The organism is Thermogemmatispora sp. (genome assembly GCF_019683755.1).
Taxonomy (GTDB): Bacteria; Chloroflexota; Ktedonobacteria; order Ktedonobacterales; family Ktedonobacteraceae; genus Thermogemmatispora.
Window position 1 is genome coordinate 1 of record NZ_JADGHT010000082.1, and the last position, 15,671, is coordinate 15,671.

A 15,671-nucleotide genomic window follows, 5' to 3' on the forward strand; every position below is an offset into this window, starting at 1 on the left:
CTATGGGGCTATCCCATAGCTGTGCTTGCAACCGGCCAGGTCCAGGCGGTACAACAACAGCATCGGCCCGGTATCCGATGTTGTTTCATCGTTTCTTGCAACCAGAAAAGGAAAACCACTACCATGTATGGAACTGTTGCCCATTGTCGGATCAAGCCCGGCTCAGAGGCGCACCTCCTGGCAGAGCTACGTCAGTTTGAGCAAGCTCAGGTTCCTGGAGCCATTGCAACGCTTGTCTACCGTATGGATGCCGATGCCCAAGAGTGCTATATTGTCGTAGTGTTCAGCGATAGAGAAGCCTACCTGACGAATGCGCGGAGCGTTGAACAGGACCAGCGCTACCGTCGCATGTTAAGCTGGCTAGAGGGTCCCCCAGAATGGCATGATGGCGAGATAATCGCTCCCGTGGGGTCGCTACGACCAGGTCAGCAACCAGGGCAGTAAACGGGGCCAGAGCCAGGTAAGGAAGGAAAACAGGCAGCGTAATCTAATCAGGACGGTGTTCGTCGCCTTCGCCGCTCCGTGGCAGGGGGTGACTGGCAGCGACTGGCATCGTCCTACTAGCAATAGCCCGGGTTATGTGGTATCGTAAATAGCGGAAGGATACAGATCCGATTCTCCTGGTCTTGCCTGGCAGCAGCATTGAGGCACTCTGCCCACAGCAGCGTGGCACCAGGAGAAGAGACCAGAGCAGGTGGTCTCAGTCCTGGGAAGGACGGTTGACAAGCTATGAAAAAAGCGGAACGCAAGCGCTCGTCGTTACTAGCCACCCTGGGAGACCTGAACCGGCCTCTGCGCGTTCGCCCGGTGCGCCTTTGGGGACGCGAATGGTGGGCAATTGCTCCAGAAGATACCTGGCCTGGCATGGTGATGGACCTGCGCCGGCTGGGCTTTGAAGCGATGGCCTGGGGAGAGGAAGTCTTGGTTCGCGAGAGTGCTCCAGCCTATGAGCCGCAGCTTGAAGGCCCAGCAGCGCCTGAAGGATTGCGCACCTTCCCCACAATGCGACCCACTATCCGCGTTTGGAAGGAATCGCGACCGGCTCGCTATAGCGACTGGGGACGTGTGGTCAGTGCTGAGGAGAGCCGAGAGGTAGATGAGGAGTTTGAACCGGAGGATCTGGAAGCGTCTCTCTCTGCCTTAGAAAGCGAGGAGGAGGAGGAAGCGGCAGGACTGGTAGAAGGGGAGTCAGAGGGCCAAGCAAGAGAGTAGGCCAGAGTGACCGTTTGACCCGTTTGACCCGCTTGACCCGCTTGACTAGAGTGACCACGCTACCAATCGCCTCCTGCGACGCTCTCTTTGCTCTTGCCATCTCTCCTGTTCCAGCCAGGGCGCGAGACATTAGCTGTTTCTTGAGCACTACAGCAGGAATTAATAGAGGACCTCAGCCGATTGTTCCTTATAACGATGGGACAACTCGGATGAGGTCTGTCGCATTTTCATCAGTCGACGACTGGGGCAGGTTGCAAGTGGTACCAGCCAGGAGGATTGCAACCGGTTGGCTCCCTCCCCACCTTCACGAGGCGCACCCGACGAGGGTGCGCCACCAGCATCGTCTTGGACGCCAGTTCTCCACCCACTCAGCAATTGCAGCACTAGCTAGCAGGATCAGCAGCGGCTCAATGGGGGCACGCATGCGAGGGCTGCCGTAGAAGATGAGAGCCTGGCCGATCGTGGAAGCGAGCGCTAGGAGGACAGGCAGCCAGAGATGCCAGCGTTTTCTTATTGCCTGGAGACCTAGCAGGGCCAGAGCAAAAATGAGGAGGGGGAGGATACGCATCATGAGGATGACCGCCAGGGCGCCTGGCGCCGCAGGGAAGCGAATAGTCGGCAGATCAGCCTCAACGGTCTCTGGTTGCCAGAGGTTCCACAAGTGCATGATCAGCAGAAAAGGGATGCTGCTCGGATGGCCTTCTATCCACTGCCAGGCAGCCTGCTTGAAAGCTTCTTCGCGTTGCAGCTCACAACGAGCGGAGCAGATAGCCGGATAGCGACGCGCCAGTCCAGGTGCAGCTAGTCGCGGATTGATCCAGGAGCCGACGTATCCCGGCATCGTCAGGACACGATCGTTATAAGCCCCTAACAGGACTGTGCCATCACCGGTGGCCACTGGCAAGAAGCTCCGGCTGACACGATAGTTGCGTAGCGCCCAGGGAGCCAGGAGAAAGAGCACTAACCCCATTACCAGCAGAGCACGTAGCAACACCTGCCGGCGCGACCACCAAGAAAGCCAATGCCGCTTGAGCGCCACGATCAGCCAACAGATAAAGAGGCCACAGGCTAGCAGGCCATTGGGACGCGCCAGGGCCAGCAGGGCAAGGAGTACCGCGCAAAGACCCCATGAGAGTACTGTTGTTTGCCGAGTAGCCAGGCGATAGAGCAGGTAGCAGAGCGCCGTTAGAAGGAATATCGTCAGTGATTCGGAGTAGAGCCAACCATCGTAAATGTAGAGTTCAGGATAGAAAGCAGCAAAGATGGCAGCTAGCAACCCCAGACGCTTCCCATACAGGTCGCGAATAAAGTAGAAAATGAGCAGACAAGTGCCTGTCCCAACTAGCGAGAGAAAGAGACGGACCGGCAGATTCTGTTGGCCGAATACGGCGTAAATGCAGGCAATGATGGCAGGCCAGAGCGGGGCCCGATAGACGGTCGGGACAAAGGGATGCTCGCAGAAGCAGTGCTCCTGCAGCAGGTGCAGAGCAATTTGCTCATAGGAGTGGGCATCAAAGAGAGGAATGTAGGCCGCCGCTACAGTCAGATTGTAGGTGATACGCACTGCGAGAGCCAGGCTCGCCACCACGATCACTGGTAGGAGTAGATGCAGGCGTTTTTTCATGCCGGCTAAAGGACCTTCCTCTCCAGACACTGCCAGAGGAGCCAGATCTCCTTACTTGAGGAACGGCGGACGAGAGAAAGGAGTCACAGGGGGCCCACATGAAGGTTGAATAGTGCTGGCTTCTCCTGCTATAATGAAACACAAAAAGAACAGCTTCAGAGCATGAAACCACCACTGGAGAGCAGCTCATGCACGATGATAGTCAGAAGAAGCAGCCAGCGGAGAGCGGAGTGAGAGAAGAGCCTGTTGTGGTACAAACTGGCCTTTTTCCAGGCACAATGCAGGTCGTCACTCAGCCAGCGGACCCGCGTGAGGTACCATTTCCGCCACTGATACGCACTCAGCCCTTAACAGAGCAATCCAGCCTGGCAGCTTGTGCTTTGCCTTATCAGCAGGAGCTGAAGCTACGAGGCAAGTCGAACTACACTATCACTTGCTTCCTCTCTGACCTCAAAATGTTCACCGAATTTATGGGTCCAGAGACTCCGGTTGGCAGGATTACCAAAGAGGACCTCGTCGATTGGCTCATGAAGCTGAAATTCGGCAACAAGGACCACACGCCAGCTCCTAAGACGATGGCCCGGCGTGTTACCTTTCTCAAGAACTTCTTTTCCTGGCTGGCACGCGAAGGCGTGATTCGAGAAGATCCTTCCGCCAGTCTGATCCTCGAGCGCCCACTGCCGCCTTTGCCGGAACTCCTCTTTGAGGAAGAGATCGAGAGATTGCTCAAAGCGGCCGCTGATGATGCACGCTGTCTTTGCCTGATCTATCTGACGCTGCATGCAGGTCTGAAGAAAGAAGAAATCATGATTCTCAAGCCGGAGCACATTGACCTCTCCGATCCGCAACGCCCACTGGTAAACGTGCACTTTCCCCCCTCGACGGGCAAACAGCATCGCGAACGCAGCTTGGCACTGCCCCCGGAGTTTACTGACATTGTGCGTGAGTATCTGCGTAAATACCAGCACCAACCAGGCGAGACGTTGTTCAACTGCACTGATCGCAATCTCAACTATATTTTGGCGCGTGCAGTTAAGGCTGCTGGCATAAAGAAGCGCGTGACCCTCCAGTTGCTACGCGATACTTTTGCCGTCCGTCAGCTGCGAGCTGGTGTCTCCTTTGAGACCCTGCGCGAGCGACTGGGTCTTTCCGATGAGGCCTGGCTTGAATCGCGGGAGAAATACCGGCGCCTAGCCTTCCCGGCCTGACTGGCCGCTCTATCTAGCAAGGGTTCCCAAACGGCGTCGCTTGTCCAGCCGGCCAGTCGCCAGCGCAAAGTGCACGCTCAGCGGTCAGCGCTATGCTCTTTCCCTCAGCTTTTCTTCCCTCTCTGACCTAGAAGTGAAAATGTTATTCTACTAGTTTTACTTACCATTGCCGCGGCAGCGCTGAAGGCACCTGGATCAAGCGGCTAGCTGCTTGGCGATCCAGATGGTTATTCAGCAGCACAGCGTTGATGACCAGTCCCACAATCAAGACAAGTTTGAAGCCACAGCAGAGAGGCCAGAGCAGCAAAGAAACCAGGAGGAGCGGCCAGACAACGACAATGCTACCAACGAGCAGTAATACGCCAGCCAGTGTCTCGCCGCTCATCAGCCAGCCAATGCCATAGATATTTAAGAGCAGAGATAGTAAAAGCTCAACAATGAGCGGTGCAACCTCCTTCTGAGGTTGCATGACAGTCACATTGATCTGCTGCTGGGGGGGAGTGGAAGCAAACTGCTGAGGCCAGGCACTCTCCTGCAAGTTAGGAGCAGAGCCGGTCCAACCACTCATACTATAGGAAGAGAACGGCTCGCTTGTACTATTTGGTCGCTCGGAGGCCCCCGTTGGGGGATAATTGCCAAAGCCAGTGGTCAGGGAACCACAGACAGGGCAGATCGCTACATGGTGAGGGCTATCATAGCCACAGCGCTCACAGCGGCTCATAAGACCTAGGTGCTCCTTTCTTCTGCACTACTGGATGGCCGATAACTTCTCTATGATAGCATGCCTTGCTGCTAGAGCAACAGAACTGGTTTTTTTACTGCTCTTTCTGATACGGATACCACAGTGAGCGCACGGCTCATCAGTAGAGGGGACCAGGAGGCCTTTCCGTATCCATTGACTCTGGAAGAGGGAACTGCAACGCGCACACTCCAGCGAGCAGTGAGCGGTCAGCAAACAGCACCATCCACAAGGCCACCCTCAGATTACCCTATGTCTTTAAGGCCTTCCAGAGAAGGGAAGACCAGCCTCTTCTGCAGCGAGGGTTTTTAGCAGAATCAAGTTGGTAGGACCCACTCTCCATCATACCTGGTCAAGCTGTCATCTTTATCCCAGCCCAGGCACGTCTGATCATAGCCAGATGCGGCTATCCAGCCCCCTGACCAAGGGCATGGTAGTCCCTGGCTCTCCCCTGGCTCTCCCAAGTCACTCAAGGGCCTGTCGTATCAAAAGACCAGGCCGTGGCATCCTCCCATAGGCTGAAGGCAGCGGATGGTCTGAGCAAGAGCGTCCGGGTTATTCTCTGAGTAACGGGGGTCAGCAGTTGATCATGCTCAGTAGTAGATGAGGTCTGAGTTCGCCCAGAAGAACGATTGGTTGCTTCATTGACTACAAGCAGAGATGGATGTAACAGCTCCAGCAAGCGCATAAAAGCGGGAGAAGGTGGCTTATTGGCTGGCAGGCTAGCCACCACCACATCCTCCTGACCCCAGGCCAGCGGTCCAGCATCTTGAGCAGCAGTCAATAGGCCATTGAGCGCATAGCTACTTTGCGCAGCCTCTCCCAGTAGCAGGAGACGCAGAGCAGGGGTGATCAGGCGCAGGACCAAAGCGTTATTGCGGGCCTCATCTCCTCCACGGTGCAGGGGGGAGGAAGGCCAGAGCACTTCCAGACGTAGATCATTTTCCAAAGGGAGCACTTGACCTCGGCGGAGCGTCTGATAGGGGATCGCTCGTGTCCGAAGCGTACGACGCCACAGTGCATAAGCAGAGCCTGGATGCAGGACGCCACCATCTAGCGCAGAGCCGATAGCGAAACGAGAGGTTATATCCAGGAGGCCTGCCAGGTGAGAGTGCAAGGGAGAAGACAGTGCCAGCCAGTCAATATGATGCTGCCACAACGGGAGGCGCTGATCAAGTACCTCAGTTAACGCCGCTGCATCGGGACCTCCATCAATCACGAACAGCCGTCCTTGGGCTGTCTGGCCAACAATTGCAGGCCCAGTTTCACCCGAAGGCCCCGCCAAGGTGAACACAGTGAGGACCAGCCCGGTACGCTGGCCTTCCAGCAGCGTCCTCACTCCCGTTGTCAAAAGCAACAACAAGGCCAGAGCCATCTGGACACCCAGTACCAGGGCACGCCTGTGCCTAGGGCCCCGACCTGGTACCGATCGACCTATTTCTGTCCGCTGCAAACCATAGGCTGGCGGCGAGAGGAACCACTGCGGGCGCAAGCGCCAGCCCAGAGCGAGCGCGATCAGCAAAGCCACATAGTAGCTCCAGGCCAATGGGAGCGGGAGAGCCCAACCAGCCGTACTCAACCAAGCCGCCGGAAGATGGGCGCAGAGCGTTACAGCTCCAACCACATAACGCAGGGGGAACCAGGCAAGCCAACCCACGATCAGGGCTAGCGGGAAGCAGACCACTCCTAACAAACAGAGGACAACCCCTAGCAGGAGCAACAGCTCTAGCAAAGGGACCGTTAGCAGATTGGCGAGTGGTGCCACCAACGAGAGCTGAGCAAAGGTCAGGGCGAAGATCGGCAGCGTTGCCACCTGGGCCGCTAGCGTCACTGCCACGGCCTCCACCACCGAAGTGCCGGCAGGCAGCCGCTCCAGCCTCTTCAGGGGACGAGAAAAGAGAGGAGTAAGGAGCACGATGCCCAAGGTCCCCAGGAATGAGAGCTGAAAACCACTATCCCACAGGACAAAGGGATCACCCCAACTCATCACCAGCGCGGCTGCAGCTAGAGCGCTATAGACATGGTAGCGACGCCCCACCCTGGGAGCGAGTACGAGCAGCGCCCCCATGAGACCAGCCCTCAAGGCTGCAGGGCCAGCGCCGCTGAGCACTGTATAGACAGCAACCACCAGAAGCTGGAACAAACAGAGAAGCCACTGCCCGCGCTGAGAGCGCCGTCGTTGAGCCGGCAAGAGGCGCCAATCATCAGCCTTGCGACGGATCAAACAATGCAGCGGGAGGGCCACCAGTCCGGCCAAGAGGGTCACTTTAAAGCCACTGGGGACAATGAGGTGGGCAGTTCCTGTAACCTTAAACAAAGGAGTCAGCGGCTCAAGGGCTGGCATCCGCAACCCGAGCAAGACCGCCACCAGCAGCGCCGCCTCCGGCTGAGGCAAAAGCCTGCCAATCAGCATAGCCAACCAGAAGCGAAGCTTGTAGAGGAGAGCCAGCACAGGATTGCCCCCGTGATGTCTGACTGAGAGGCGAGGGAAGGCCATGAGCGCCTGCAGATCTGGACTACCCTCGCCCAGCGGCGGCTGCAAGCGACCTCGTAACACAACCTCATCACCGTAAGCCGGACCATACGGGTCATCAAGCAAGCTCCCAGAGGTGAATACAGCGATTTGGCCATGCCGTGGCCACCAGTGCAAACCGCTATCATTGCTCACTGCCTCGACACTTACCAAGAGACGACGGGCGTGACCCTCCAGGACAGGCGGGGCGCTTATTTCACCACGTACCAGTAATTCGCCAGCACCAGCAGGAGATCGTAGCAGGTTCAGTACAGCGAGAGGATCATGACGCGGATCAGCTAGAGCCAGGCGCCAGGCCCCACAGAGCATGGTTGACAGCCAGAGCAACAGTAAGCCTACCCGCTCCCATCGTGGCCAACCCAGCGCAGTTGCCAGAATAGTGGCCAAGGCTGGCAGCGCTAGCCAGGCAGCGGGCACCTGCAACCAATAGGCCCATAGAATGCCCATCAGCCAGCCTGAGCAAGCCACCAGCAGCGGTAGTCTTCTTAGTTGCAGCAATGCCTGCCTCACTACCAACCGAGACACCTCTCTCCCCCCGCTCCACCAGCGACTTTCAGACGATCACGAAGTTCTTAATTCGATCATAGATCGAGCGACTGACAACCTGGAGAAGCTGCTCAACCGCCGTATAGGGACCATGTTGAAGACGATAATTCACGATATTTTGGGCGGTAGTTGTACTGACATGCAAGCGCTGGCGTAGCTCATCAACGCTAGCAGTATTAATATTCACTAGTGCAGTTGAAGAGTTGTTCGAAGTAGCAGGGTCAGTGCCGGATGAATCAGCTCCTGAGCCAATAGTAGAGACAGGGGGCGAGGTTTCACCAACGCGGGTCACGTAGATCTCTTCACCATCGTGCAGCACAGCCGCCAAATTGAGAGCCACCAGATTGGCATCTGGCAGCGGGCCACCAGCAACTTGTAGCAGTCGATAGACACGAGAACCTGTAGGCAGCGCATAGACGCCAGGATGATGAACAGCCCCTACAATGTAGACCTGAATAACAGGCGTCGGAGACAAGGCCACTGCCGAGGTAGCTGTCGTTGGAAGGCCCCCAATAGGGGCCTGGCGCTCCCCTGAAGCTGGCGTGAGAGTAGCCGCCGTCCCCCCCGAGATCTCTGGCGACCAGGGCGTCTCCGCTGGCGTAACCCCCGGCCAGAGCAGATAGAGAGCCAGTATCAAGGCTCCCGCCAACGTCAAGGCCGCCGCTCGCAGAAGGCGCTGTTTCCCTGCTAAAGAAGCAGCCGGTACAGTCAGCTTCTGTGTCTCAGCTAGGGACAACTCATCAACATGCCAAGGCCGCTGTTGTTCTGCACCAGCCGTCATACTTTCAGAGGACTGCCAGTTAGCCCCAAGAGGAGAAGGCGTCACAGATGGGGAGACAGACAAGAATGGGTGTTTTTGGTCCTGCTTCATAGATCCAGCCCTTTCTACATGTTCCCTGTTCCCGAAAATACGGGGGGAATGGTACCATGACTTTTATGGATCTGTCAATAGTTAAATGCGACAATCCTCTTCCGAAGTGAAAGCATACACAAGAAGTAGGCAGTAAAATAAGAGAGGGAGCCGATCAGTGCATAGCACTGTACTGCCCTGGGACGCAAGCAAAGTGCTCCAAAGAGGTTAAGGCAGGTCTGTCTGGCTTCCTTAAGAGGAGGGATGAAGTTGTCATTGACGCAGGCCGTAGGGAAGTGATGACCTACGTTGACAGATATGGTATAATCCTCGATGAAGAAGGTCCCCGTAGCTCAGTGGATAGAGCACCGGTCTCCGGAACCGGGCGCGCAGGTTCGATTCCTGTCGGGGACACCATCGGATCGATCACTCTTGAGCATCTTCTCATCAGCAGACCTGTACAGTTGCTAGCAAGAAGCAGTTGCTGTGCAGGTCTTTTTTTCTGGAGAATTTCATCGGTGCGATAGCGCCAGCGCTGGCCTGCTCCTTAAAGGAGGAAACAGCGCCGCCAGCTTGCCTCTGGTAGAGCGCAAAAACCCCCTCACCGTTCTCTGCTAACGGTGAGGGGGTTGACCTAAGCACTGACCGTCGCTCCGCGATTGCTCGCGCACTCGCTCAGTCTTGCGGAACTCCGTGAGCCAGCCTTCCACTTCAGGTTCAGGCGGCCTTCACACGGATCTTCTTCGGCTTGCTGGCCTCACCGAAGGGAACGTTCACGGTCAGCACGCCGTTCTCATACTTGGCTTCAATCTTCCCGCTATCAATGTCCTTCGGGAAGGTAATCGTACGGGCAAAGCTACCGCTGCGGATCTCACGCACATGCCACTGACCACGCTGCTCCTCCACTTCCTCGCGCGGTACCTCTGCCTTGAGCGTCAGCGTGTTCCCCGTGACGTTCACCTCCAGTTGCTCCGGCTTCACGCCCGGGATCTGCGCCTGAACCTGATAGCCGTGCTCGTTCTCACGGACATTGATGGGAATAGCCATCGAGGCATTATCCCAACGCCAGATAGGCGCCACAAAGCTCTCTTCAAAGAGCCGATTGATGGCATCCCGCAGGCTGATTACCTCGCGGAAAGGATCGTAGCGGATGATGTCGACCATAGCCGCTCACCTCCTCTCACACGCTTGCCAAGGCTCGTCTTCCCTGCCTGTATGCACTCGCTCGGGTACTAGAGCCTCCGCCGCCATTCATGACCAGTCCTGTCGTTGCGCTTGTTCGCTGCACTGCGATCGCCCTCTCACGAGGCGATCGCTCTGGCCCGTCACCTCTTCAGTTGACAGGCTTCTGCTCAGATCCTCTTCTTGGGGCTTCCACCTGACAAAAACAATGAGATGATTTAATTTATTCCCGTAGATGGTGCTACTCCCAGCGGAAGGCCCTGATGGCTACCACCAGGATCAATAGCATCCAGATCAGCAGTGTCAGGAGGGCTGCGCCAGGGAAAGGAGCCCCGGCAGACAAAGCAGCTTGCAAGGACTGAGTGAAGGCGGCTGCTGGTAGATACTGGGCCAGGATCGCTAGAGGCGCTGGGAGATGATCAAGGGGCAAAATACCGCCGCCAATGAGCAGGAAGAGCAGATAGAGACCATTGGCTACGGCTAGCGTAGTTTCGGCGCGCAAGCTACCGGCCATTGCCAGCCCCAAGGCGGCAAAGGTAATGGTTCCCAGGGCCAGTACGAGGATGGCCAGCGCGGGTGAGCCGGTGGGGTGCCAGCCATAGAAGAGGAAGGCGATACCCCCCAATAAGATCACCTGTACCACCTCTAGAAGCAGCACAGCCACGATCTTGGCCATAATCAGGCCGCTGCGAGGAAGAGGAGTAGCTCCTAGACGCTTGAGCACGCCATAGTACCGTTCATAGGCGGTAGAGATGCCCAGGTGAACCATTCCAGAGGCCATGATGGCCAAGGCCAGAATTCCAGGTAAGAGGAAGTTGATCACCGAACCGGAAGTGACGGGAATGATTTTGAGGGAAGCGAAAAAGATCAAGAGAATCACAGGTAAGATGAGCGTGACGAGAATGTTTTCGCCGCGGCGCGAGGTCAGCAGGAGTTCGGCCTTAATCTGGGCCCCAACTTGCTGGAGAAAAGGGGCTGCCTGCGATGACTGCGGCTGTGACTGCCCGCTTTGACTTGTATTGGCAAGGGTTGTCATAGTAGATTCACCTCTATAAGAGAGTGCTCCCACTCACTCGCGCATCTCTGCACCTGTCAGGCGCAGGAACAGATCTTCTAGCGACCCGTGACCAACACGCAATTCGGTCAGGGTAATGCCTTGATCGCGCAGCCAGGCCGTGAGATCAGCGAGCACTGCCGGCATGCTCTGCGGCTCGGCTTCGAGCAGATAGCTGCCAGGGCGCACCTCTTCGGCGCGTTGGACGGCAGGTAAGGCGGCCAGGGCACGGCAATCGAGGCCGGCAGGGGCCACAAAGCGCACAATGGTGGCATTAGCGACACCAGTCAGCCGATCAGGGGTATCGAGCGCAATGAGGCGGCCATGATCGATGATGGCCACGCGGTCAGCCAGACGCTCAGCCTCGTCCATCAGGTGAGTGGTCAGGAGGATAGTCACCCCCTGGGCCTTCAGCTCGCGAATGATCTCCCAGGTGGCTAACCGGGCCTGGGGGTCCATACCAGCAGTTGGCTCATCCAGAAAGAGAAGCTGGGGATTGCCGACGAGGGCCAGCGCGAGCGCTAGACGACGCTTCTGGCCGCCGGAAAGTCGCCGACAGCTCGTCCTGGTGCCAGGGTCGATGCCGACACGTTCCAACAGTTGATCAATCGGCTGTGGTTGCCGATAGTAGCTGGCGAAAAGCTGGAGCACCTCCCGCGGACGTAGAGCGGGATAGAGGCCATCCTGCTGAAGCATGACCCCGATAAGTGGCTTGAGCCGTGCGGCATCACGGATAGGGTCCAGTCCTAGCACGCGGACGCTGCCACTATCAGGACGGCGATAGCCCTCTAGCGTTTCAACGGTAGTGGTCTTGCCGGCTCCATTGGGACCGAGCAGGGCAAAGACTTCGCCTCGCCGGACACTGAAGCTTAGCTCGTCTACAACACGTCGCCCGTTGTAGCTTTTGCACAATCTATCTACGACGATCGCCGCTTCTGCTCTCTCAGGTGAGGCAGCAGCGCCGGCTATCTGTCCCGCCGTCTGCGCGTGAGCAGACATCATGGTTAGTCTCTCCTTGGTATGGTTGAACGGGGCTGCTACATCTCCCGTTCTTCGCTCAGGCTCGCTTGCCCGCAGGTGGTAATCAGCCCCGTTGGTAATACACTACCGCAGCCGCCGCTCTCTGACAAGGTGAGCCTGGCAAGGATCTCTCTCCCGGCTTGCAATTCTTAGAACAATGTATTACAATATGCACATCATACAATTCATACCTTTTCTGCTATACAAGAAATGAGAGGTTGGGGGAGGGTGAGAAAATGAGTGAGCGAGATGTCGCGCTGGGACGTACCTGTAACAGGCGATTAGTGGCCTGTCAGAGGCGGTGACCTGGCAGGAAGACTGCAGCAGGGCGCATACAGGGTAGGGCAGTTGCTCGCAGATAGTAGACGTCTCGTACTGCTGCTTTGCCTGTTGGTCAACGATGGCTGACGCTCCACCGCCCAGGTCCCAGGCTGAGCAGTATGGCAGGTAGAAAGAGAGGAGAAGAGATGGAGAGTCGCCTGTTGCGAGAAAAGATCTTGACACGTCTGGGCAGATTTCCCTCAAAGGTGCCTCTAGAGGCAGTCTTCGAGGAACCTATCGATGAGGGCGCGTATACGCGCACACGTGTCACTTACATGGTGGAACCGGGGGAGGTCATGCCAGCCTGGCTGCTCCGTCCACAGGGGGAGAAGCCGAAGAAGGGCTGGCCAGCGGTCCTGGCCATCCATCGCGATGGCGAGCAGTGTGAGCTAGGGAAGGCCGAGGTTGCTGGGATCAGCGGTGATCCCATGTACCATTATGGGCGAGAGATCTGCCTGCGCGGCTATGTGGTTCTGTGCCCCGATCTCCTCTGCTATGAGGAGCGACGCCCGCCGGAAGAGATCCGTCGACGGCGGAAAGCCCTGACAGGCGAGAGTTACGAGCGCTTTGAGTTCACAAAGCGTTTGCTGCAAGGCTCGTCACTTCAGGCGAAATACTTGCATGATCTCGCTTGTAGCCTGGATCTCCTGGGTTCGCTCCCCGAAGTGGATAAGCAGAATGTAGGGGTAATTGGCCATTCGCTAGGCGGACTTGAGGCCCTGTGGCTGACCTGGTACGATGCTCGGGTGATGGTCGGGGTGGCATCCTGTGGGCTGACGCTGATCAAGTCGCTGCTACGTGATGGCTTGAGCCAGCCACTGGCGAATTGCATTCCTGGTCTGCTCGATGTGGCCGATATGGATGATCTGCTTGGATCGTTGGCTCCAACCCCGTTTATGATAGTTGCCGGCGAACAGGATGCGCTGCTGCCGATTGATGGCTTCTATTTTATGGTGAACTACGCTCAGAGTCTTTATATTCAGCTAGGCGTGCCGGAGCGTTTCCGTTATCTTGTGTTCCAGGGTGGCCATGTTTTTCCAGCCGAGGCCAGGGAGGCAGCTTATTTGTTCTTGGATCGCTGGCTGAAGCCGTTGCCTCCTGGTGGGCTGCTTCCTTAGTCGCTTGCTCACAGTTTCGAGAGATCTCATGGCTTCGCAGGACGGTGCAGTGTTTAACGCAGACGCTGGATCTGGATGAGGTAGAGAATGACAAGGAGCAGGGGCAGCACCGCTAAGCAGAGAAAGCCTATGAAGATCCAGCCGTTGAGACCGCTGATGGCTCCCTGGATGAACATCCAGGAGAGGTAAGCTAGCAGGGCACTAAGACAGAGCTTTAGCCCTGCCAGGAGTAGGCGCCCGAGCTGATAGCGCTGCTCGGCCCGCTGGGCAGCGGTCATGAAAGGATGGTAGAGGGCATACAGCCAACGGCTGAGTAGGCTGAGCAGACCGTAGAGGGTAAGGGCCAGCAGGAAGAAGAGAGCCAGTATCCATTTGCTGCCGGTAAGGTCGGGATGAATTGAGCCGCTGAGGCTGTAATGAATTGGAATGGTGCCGGGAAGGAAGAAGAGACCCCAGCCACTGAGCATGGCCAGCAATAGGAGTAAGAAACGGGTCAGCAGTTCGACCCGTTGTTCCAGTGTGGTCGGTGCTAATCGCAGCCCGGCTCGGCACTTACTCGATGAGCTGCTGAGCATGGCTCCAACCTCCTTCCGTGCAAGATTGCCCCAGCTCCTGCTGCGTAGACAGATTGCTCCCTTTTGTAATAGAACGAGGCAAGGGAGCTTTCTTCCAAAAACAGGCTGCTGGTCGTCTCAGCTCTCCTGCGAGAAAGGTCGCGGGCCTTCGCTCCTGCACTCGCTATAGCAGGCATGCTGCTCTGAACAAAATACTGTCCCCTGCTGCAATGGGAAGGTCGTCATGCAATCGCTTGCTTACCGGTTGTAGGCTCGGATGAGCCTACAATAGGAGGAGGATATGTGTTCATCCGCGCACTTTCTATCGCTTCTAGCCTGCTGTCCCTACGCCAGGGAGAGAGTGGCAATGGCGGCAGGAAAGCACTGCTGCGTATCGGATCAAGGTTATAGCCCTTCAGTTCATCCAGGCTGAGAGAGCCTTGGCTTTGGCAGCCTCCTTATCTACCATGACTCTGGTCGCTGATGGCCATGAGGCTCACAATGACGTCGTTGAGCAGACGGCCACGGAAGTTGTTCACAATGGTGTGGCGATGACGGCTCAGTTCTTCCATCATCTGATCGGAAAGACGAGGAATGGATTTTCTATCCTCCTGATGGGGGGCATAAACAATAAGTGCCGTGCTATCTTTCTTGAAATTTAGCACTCTCTCTAGAGCTTTCTCTCCCCAAGGGTCTTCTCCCCACCAGTGGAAGAGCCAAAGACTGGCACTTTCGGCACGCCCAAGATCATCCACAGAACTAATCAGGATCAGGCGTCTTTCGTTAAAGAGGCGACTTGTTTCCAGGGTGCTTTTGATAGTATTGCCTTTGTCTCCCAGAATGGCAATTTTTGGGCGCGCCAAACCATGCCCTAGACGATAGAGAACCTTCAAGACTCCACGCGACCATTCATAGATGCTTAATACAAAGGCAATCAGTGCGAGAATGGTCAGGATGCGCCCAATCCAGTCAATGACGGCTAACAGGATCTCCATCATGCTTACCCCTCTGCGTACTTCTTCGGGAGCAAAAATGTAACGAATAGAACAGCCGGAGCAGGATTTCTTGCTCGCAGGAAAGGGCCTGGCAGGCCAAAGACGCACTTAGGCTCTCAACGAGAGCATACCATAGGCAGAGCTTGAAAGCAATCTCGTTCCGGGTGAGCAGCAAGTGATCTCAGCCTGAGCTGCAGCTAGAGCCTGCGGCTCAGCGCAGGCGGCGCAGGAGGACTCGTACATGAGTCCCTCCGGGGAGAAGGCCCACAGGTAGAGCTTCGACCACTTCGTATTTGGCTGCCGCAGCCACGGCAGCGACGCTGGCAATAGTACAATCGGCCAGGTAGACCACGCCTGTGAAGTCGGTCCCTATAGGAGCAATCAGCAAGAGATCGGCTTGAGGTCGCGGCGGCTGACCTTCGCTGTCATAGATCTGGGGATCAAGGCGGTGCAGGGGACGAACGATGCCTTGAATGAGGCGGTAGCTATAGCTGCCAGCGCTGAGGACGACGGCGACAAGGCTGCGCTGGCGCCCTGTATAGCTGCGGTTCACAAGCTGGAGCACGTGTTGAGCTTTGCGGTTGTCAAGTGGCATGGATCGTTGAACCTCCTTTCTCCTGCTGCCGTATCTGAGCAGGCCGGGCGAACCCGGTCAGCCTGCAGGACGTTTCAATGCAAGTGTCAAAGATCCGGCCTCCAGGAGGAATCACAGAAT

The 15,671-nt window shown here is 56.7% G+C and carries 14 protein-coding genes and 1 tRNA gene; 5 read left to right on the plus strand and 10 right to left on the minus strand.

Annotated features, from left to right (window positions below; all coding sequences use genetic code 11):
* Positions 1–444: antibiotic biosynthesis monooxygenase (locus IRZ24_RS07810; protein WP_297162122.1), on the plus strand; the 444-nt coding region annotated here is incomplete at its 5' end.
* Between the two features lie 285 nt (positions 445–729).
* Positions 730–1,212 (plus strand): hypothetical protein, encoded by a 483-nt coding sequence (locus IRZ24_RS07815; RefSeq protein ID WP_297162125.1) that lies wholly within the window; start codon positions 730–732, stop codon positions 1,210–1,212.
* Positions 1,213–1,516: 304 nt separating this feature from the next.
* Here IRZ24_RS07815 and IRZ24_RS07820 read toward each other — a convergent pair whose 3' ends face one another.
* Entirely contained in the window at positions 1,517–2,836 is a 1,320-nt protein-coding gene (locus IRZ24_RS07820) for a glycosyltransferase family 39 protein (RefSeq protein ID WP_297162128.1), read from the minus strand.
* A 188-nt stretch (positions 2,837–3,024) separates the two neighbouring features.
* Between IRZ24_RS07820 and IRZ24_RS07825 the strand changes: the two genes are divergently transcribed.
* Entirely contained in the window at positions 3,025–4,044 is a 1,020-nt protein-coding gene (locus IRZ24_RS07825; protein WP_297162131.1) for a site-specific integrase, read from the plus strand.
* Positions 4,045–4,204: 160 nt separating this feature from the next.
* Here the strand turns inward: IRZ24_RS07825 and IRZ24_RS07830 are convergent, their stop codons facing one another.
* The 3 genes from IRZ24_RS07830 to IRZ24_RS07840 form a co-directional block, all read right to left on the minus strand.
* Positions 4,205–4,765, minus strand: coding sequence for a hypothetical protein (locus tag IRZ24_RS07830; protein WP_297162136.1), 561 nt, complete (start codon positions 4,763–4,765; stop codon positions 4,205–4,207).
* Between the two features lie 487 nt (positions 4,766–5,252).
* Complete coding sequence (locus IRZ24_RS07835; protein WP_297162139.1) at positions 5,253–7,826, minus strand: ComEC/Rec2 family competence protein; 2,574 nt, start codon at positions 7,824–7,826, stop codon at positions 5,253–5,255.
* 43 nt (positions 7,827–7,869) lie between these two features.
* On the minus strand, positions 7,870–8,643 hold the full coding sequence (locus IRZ24_RS07840) for a ComEA family DNA-binding protein (protein WP_297162142.1): 774 nt from the start codon (positions 8,641–8,643) through the stop codon (positions 7,870–7,872).
* Positions 8,644–9,054: 411 nt separating this feature from the next.
* Here IRZ24_RS07840 and IRZ24_RS07845 point away from each other — a divergent pair.
* Positions 9,055–9,129, plus strand: a tRNA-Arg gene (locus IRZ24_RS07845).
* Between the two features lie 300 nt (positions 9,130–9,429).
* On the opposite strand, the gene IRZ24_RS07850 is transcribed toward IRZ24_RS07845, so the two are convergent.
* The 3 genes from IRZ24_RS07850 to IRZ24_RS07860 all read right to left on the minus strand — a co-directional run bounded on the left by IRZ24_RS07850 (position 9,430) and on the right by IRZ24_RS07860 (position 11,947).
* Positions 9,430–9,876 carry an Hsp20/alpha crystallin family protein gene (locus IRZ24_RS07850; protein ID WP_297162145.1) on the minus strand — a complete coding sequence of 149 codons (447 nt, stop codon included), beginning with the start codon at positions 9,874–9,876 and terminating at the stop codon, positions 9,430–9,432.
* A 259-nt stretch (positions 9,877–10,135) separates the two neighbouring features.
* Complete coding sequence (locus IRZ24_RS07855; RefSeq protein ID WP_297162148.1) at positions 10,136–10,930, minus strand: ABC transporter permease; 795 nt, start codon at positions 10,928–10,930, stop codon at positions 10,136–10,138.
* A gap of 33 nt (positions 10,931–10,963) precedes the next feature.
* Positions 10,964–11,947, minus strand: a complete 984-nt coding sequence (locus IRZ24_RS07860; RefSeq protein ID WP_366914257.1) for an ABC transporter ATP-binding protein — start codon at positions 11,945–11,947, stop codon at positions 10,964–10,966.
* Between the two features lie 488 nt (positions 11,948–12,435).
* Between IRZ24_RS07860 and IRZ24_RS07865 the strand changes: the two genes are divergently transcribed.
* A complete protein-coding gene (locus IRZ24_RS07865) occupies positions 12,436–13,407 on the plus strand; it encodes a dienelactone hydrolase family protein (RefSeq protein WP_297162154.1) in 972 nt (323 codons plus the stop codon).
* Between the two features lie 53 nt (positions 13,408–13,460).
* Here the strand turns inward: IRZ24_RS07865 and IRZ24_RS07870 are convergent, their stop codons facing one another.
* The 3 genes from IRZ24_RS07870 to IRZ24_RS07880 form a co-directional block, all read right to left on the minus strand.
* Positions 13,461–13,982, minus strand: coding sequence for a hypothetical protein (locus IRZ24_RS07870; protein WP_297162157.1), 522 nt, complete (start codon positions 13,980–13,982; stop codon positions 13,461–13,463).
* Between the two features lie 437 nt (positions 13,983–14,419).
* Positions 14,420–14,956, minus strand: a complete 537-nt coding sequence (locus IRZ24_RS07875; protein ID WP_297162160.1) for a hypothetical protein — start codon at positions 14,954–14,956, stop codon at positions 14,420–14,422.
* 211 nt (positions 14,957–15,167) lie between these two features.
* Positions 15,168–15,551, minus strand: coding sequence for a hypothetical protein (locus IRZ24_RS07880; RefSeq protein ID WP_297162163.1), 384 nt, complete (start codon positions 15,549–15,551; stop codon positions 15,168–15,170).
* Positions 15,552–15,671 lie beyond the last annotated feature (120 nt).